The following is a 3,866-nucleotide window of genomic DNA, read 5'->3' as shown; positions in this document are numbered from 1 at the left end:
GCAATCAGCGCTCCTACTTTTTTCTCTTCTTCCACTTTCCAGTTGATGAAGTCCAGCACCTCCGGATGGTCAAGGTCCAGGCACACCATTTTGGCTGCCCGGCGGGTAGTGCCTCCGGATTTAATAGCGCCGGCAGCCCGGTCGCCTATTTTTAAAAAGCTCATTAAGCCGCTGGAAGTGCCGCCGCCGCTCAGCTTTTCACCTTCGCCCCGGATGTGGGAGAAGTTGGTGCCTACGCCGGAGCCATATTTGAAGATCCTGGCTTCCCGCACCCACAGGTCCATAATACCGCCGTCGTTCACCAGGTCATCACTCACGCTTAAAATAAAACACGCATGGGGCTGGGGACGCTCGTAGGCGGAGGTGGATCTTTCCAGCTCACCGGTTTTGGCATTTACAAAATAGTGGCCCTGGGGCTTACCCGTAATGCCATAGCTTTCATGCAGGCCGGTATTAAACCATTGGGGGGAGTTGGGAACACAGCCCTGGTTAAGCATACAATACGCCAGCTCGTCATAAAACACCTGGGCATCTTTTTCACTGGCAAAATAACCGCCCCGCTCGCCCCAGGCACGCCAGCAGTTGGCCATACGGTGCACCACCTGTTTTACAGAGGTTTCCCGGCCTTTGGAGCCATCCGGCTGGGGTACGCCCGCTTTCCGGAAATATTTTTGCGCCAGTATGTCGGTTGCTATCTGGGACCAGGCCTTTGGGACTTCTACATTGTTCATTTCAAACACCACATCACCACCGGGGTTACGGATCACCGACGAGCGGAACTCATATTCAAACTGCTCATAGGGGCTTTTACCTTCTTCGGTAAAATGGCGGGAAAATACGAGCCCGCTTTGGTTACTGGTACGCTTCATCCGTTTATAAAGTTTGTTCCTTGATCGGACGGAACCTTGCATTCACTATTCACACTCCTTTACTGTACTCTTTTGTTATGCGGCCCGCTACGGGCGGCTGTTTTCAGGGGTGAAAAAGGCCTGCATGCTCGGTTTCATATCCCAATGTCTGGAGGATTTAACAATCGAATTTTCTATGCTTGTTGAGGTACTTTAAAATTAATTTTTAAAATCCGTGATACCTCGCTTTTCTTATTAACAGCTTGTGGATAATATGCAGACGGGCGGCTATAGCCCCGGGAAAGCCTTTTACCACAATAAAACCCGCCAAAACCGGCTCAGTATCAGCCTTTTGACAAGGTGTGTATAAACAAAAAATGGCCCAAACATTGCTGTAAATGTCAATTAACAGCCCGGTTGTTACCATCGGAGAATGCCCTTTCTCATGAAAAATGAGCCTTATGCATATTCGGTTATTCCACAATATGAGCTGTCACTTATTACCAATTTTTTTATACATTTGCGACAACCGGAACAACGCATTAATTGATGTACAGAAAATTATACACTTCTTTCGCTGAAAGAAAAGCAAAAGGTACAAAGTCATTTGCCGTCCTGATTGATCCGGATAAGGTTACGCCTGCGGGTATCACCGACCTGGCAGAAAAGTGCACGGCAGCGCAGGTGGATTATATATTCCTGGGCGGCAGCCTGGTAATTACCCAACACCTGGACGAGTGTGTACAGCGTATTAAAGCCAGCTGCGATATTCCCGTGGTATTGTTCCCCGGTAGTCCCAGCCAGGTATCCCAGTATGCAGATGCGTTATTATACCTGAGCGTAATATCCGGCCGTAATGCCGACCTGTTAATAGGCCAGCACGTGGTATCTGCAGTAGCTGTGAAAAAAAGCGGGCTGGAAGTGATCCCTACAGGGTACATGGTGATAGATGGCGGCGTTCCTACTACGGTTTCCTACATTAGTAATACTTTTCCCATTCCTTCCGATAAGGACGATATAGCCATGTGTACGGCTATGGCCGGTGAAATGCTGGGCCAGCGGCTGATATATATGGATTCCGGCAGCGGCGCCCGGGATGCCATCAGCGAAAGCATGATTGCCCGTGTAGCCAGCCAGGTAACCGTACCTATTATTGTGGGCGGCGGTATCCGGGATGCTGAAAAGGCTTACCTGAACTGTAAAGCAGGCGCTGATGTGATCGTGGTAGGCAATGCTATTGAAAAAGATACTTCCCTGATAAAAGAGATCGCAAACGCAGTGCACTCTGCACCGTTGATCGTGAAATAGTTGGCGCAGTGGCCAGTTGGCAGTCAGTGAAAGAATAGTTCGAGTAAAAAGATATTTAAATAAAGAGACCTGTTACATTGCAATAATGTAACAGGTCTTTTACTTTATAGGCTTGCCTTCTAATAGCTAACGGCTAAATGCTAACCGCCAACAGCTAACCGCCAACTCCTCTCAAAGGCTCATCATCTCCTTAAACTTAACAGCCTGCCGGCGGCTCACCTCAATCTTTTCCCCGCCCCTCATTTCCAGCAGCAGGCCCCCGTTAAAGTAGGTGTCTATTTTTTCTATCATGCGCAGGTTCACAATATGCTTGCGGTTGGCCCGGAAAAAGGTACGCTCATCCAGGCGCTCTTCCAGCGCATTCAGTGATTTCAGGATCAGGGGTTTATTATTCTCAAAATACACCCGGGCATAGTTGCCCACACTTTCAAACAGGCGTATTTCCTGCAGCTTCACAAACCAGCAACGGTCGCCGTCCTTTACAAACACCTGGTCGTTCTCGGAAAGTATATTACGGATGCCGCCTACGGCGGCCTGGCGCTCCTTTTCTTCCTGCTGGTGCAGCTTGTGAATGGCATCTGCCAGGCGTTTAGGCTCCACCGGTTTTAACAGGTAGTCCAGCGCATTGTACTCAAAAGCTTTGAGGGCATGTTCATCATAGGCGGTGGTGAAGATCACCTGGGGCGTTCTTTCCAGCTCCGCCAGCAGATCAAACCCTGTTTTATCCGGCATCTGGATGTCCAGGAACAACAGGTCCGGGTGCAGGGTTTCAATCTTTTCCAATCCATCCTTTGCATTCACCGCTTCTCCTACGATCACGATCTCCGGGTGATCGGCCAGCAGTTTTTTTAACTCGCTCCTGGCCAGGCGTTCATCATCGATTATTAATGCTTTCTTCATCTTAAAACTGTTTGTTTGGTTGATGACTGGCAGCTATCAGCTTTGCTGCGTAATTCACGCTAATGGCTAAAGGCTAACAGCTAAAAGCCACCGCTTATATTAAGGGCATCAGCACTTTTGCTTCTACCGTTTGCTCGTTCTTGTTATAAATGTCAAAAGAGGCGCGGCGGCCAAACAGCAGGCTTAAGCGCTGCCGGGTGCTTTGCAGGCCAAATCCCTGCCCGTTAATGATGTTGCCCATGATTTGCCCGGTATTTTCAATGGTTAGCTCATGCTGCATTTGCCGCATATGGGAGCTAATGCGCACCACGCCGCCGTTCACCACCCGTGATATGCCGTGCTTAATGGCATTTTCCACCAGGGTTTGCAACATCAGCGGGGGTATGGGCAGCTCCAGCGTTTCCGGGTCAATATCATATTGCACCTTCAGCCTTTCCTCGAAGCGGATGTTTTCCAGCGCCAGGTAATCTTTTACAATATTCAATTCGTTCTCCAAACTTACGGTTTCTACCTTTTCCACCTGCATGGAGCTGCGCAGAATATTAGACAGCTCTGTAATGGCGGTGCGGGCCCGCTGGGGATTTTCATCTACCAGGGCCCGTATGCTGTTCAATGCATTAAAAATAAAGTGCGGGTTCAGCTGTGATTTAATGGTTTTCAGCTCCAGCTCTTTAACGGTGCTTTCCAGCTTCAGCTTATCCAGCTGCGTATTCCGGCTCCGGTCTATATAATGCCAGATGAAGTAAATAAGCCACCAGATGGAGGTAATAAGGAAGTTGGACAACAGGCCGCCCACTACCTGCCGGCGGG

General features: G+C 49.3%; 3 protein-coding genes and 1 pseudogene. 1 reads left to right on the top strand and 3 read right to left on the bottom strand.

The window, feature by feature from the left end; all coding sequences use genetic code 11:
• Positions 1–869, bottom strand: a pseudogene (locus VIM87_RS23965) (vitamin B12-dependent ribonucleotide reductase); the annotation flags it as partial.
• Positions 870–1,397: 528 nt separating this feature from the next.
• On the opposite strand from VIM87_RS23965, the gene VIM87_RS23960 reads away from it, so the two are divergent.
• Entirely contained in the window at positions 1,398–2,156 is a 759-nt protein-coding gene (locus tag VIM87_RS23960; RefSeq protein ID WP_331999457.1) for a geranylgeranylglyceryl/heptaprenylglyceryl phosphate synthase, read from the top strand.
• Positions 2,157–2,327: 171 nt separating this feature from the next.
• On the opposite strand, the gene VIM87_RS23955 is transcribed toward VIM87_RS23960, so the two are convergent.
• Positions 2,328–3,056, bottom strand: coding sequence for a LytR/AlgR family response regulator transcription factor (locus VIM87_RS23955; protein ID WP_089906581.1), 729 nt, complete (start codon positions 3,054–3,056; stop codon positions 2,328–2,330).
• 94 nt (positions 3,057–3,150) lie between these two features.
• The coding region (locus VIM87_RS23950; RefSeq protein WP_331999456.1) for a sensor histidine kinase at positions 3,151–3,866 on the bottom strand (716 nt) is incomplete at its 5' end.

The sequence above is a fragment of the Chitinophaga sp. genome (genome assembly GCF_036569125.1).
Classification (GTDB): Bacteria; Bacteroidota; Bacteroidia; order Chitinophagales; family Chitinophagaceae; genus Chitinophaga.
The sequence above is the reverse complement of the archived record's forward strand: the minus strand, read 5'-3'. Positions and strand labels throughout refer to the sequence as shown.

Coding starts and splice junctions, on each gene's coding strand:
- VIM87_RS23960 (WP_331999457.1), top strand. CDS start 1,398: ATGTACAGAAAATTATACACTTCTTTCGCTGAAAGAAAAGCAAAAGGT.
- VIM87_RS23955 (WP_089906581.1), bottom strand. CDS start 3,056: ATGAAGAAAGCATTAATAATCGATGATGAACGCCTGGCCAGGAGCGAG.